This window comes from Oleiphilus sp. HI0061, from assembly GCF_001635675.1.
Genome location: NZ_LWFE01000833.1, coordinates 1 through 470 on the forward strand (window position 1 = coordinate 1; position 470 = coordinate 470).

1 protein-coding gene is annotated in these 470 nt (G+C 48.3%); it reads right to left on the minus strand.

All coding sequences use genetic code 11. The annotated features are described in order from the left end of the window. Window positions 1-470: putative PEP-binding protein (locus A3735_RS09975; RefSeq protein ID WP_304439987.1), on the minus strand; the 470-nt coding region annotated here is incomplete at both ends.

The window sequence follows — 470 nt, forward strand, 5'->3', positions numbered from 1 at the left end:
TCTGTGATCGGAAAGTAGGATAAAGCTTTGTCTCCGCCAATATCCAAGGTACGCATGGTGACATAATTCGGTGCAAACGCTTCCAGTTGCTCGCGATAGCAGTCCATCTGCTCTTGCTCACTTGGGAAACGCTCATTGATCATGAATGGCACTTCAGTTCGATATAGACCAACACCTTCAGCGCCTTGATTCAGTGAACGAACAACATCAGTCATTAAACCGGTATTCACCCAGGCACAGATGCGATGCCCGTCTTTAGTTTCGCAGGGTAGGCTCTTTAACTTCTCTAAGCCTTGATCCAGCGCCTTCTCTTCTTCGACGATCTGCTCATAGTAGCCACGCAGCTCTTCAGAAGGGCAGGCAAAAATATCACCATTGTAGCCATCGACTATTAACTCTTTATCGTCCAGCTGTGTGAGTGGCATATCCACCACACCCATGACAGTGGGAATCCCCATCGCTCTGGCTAA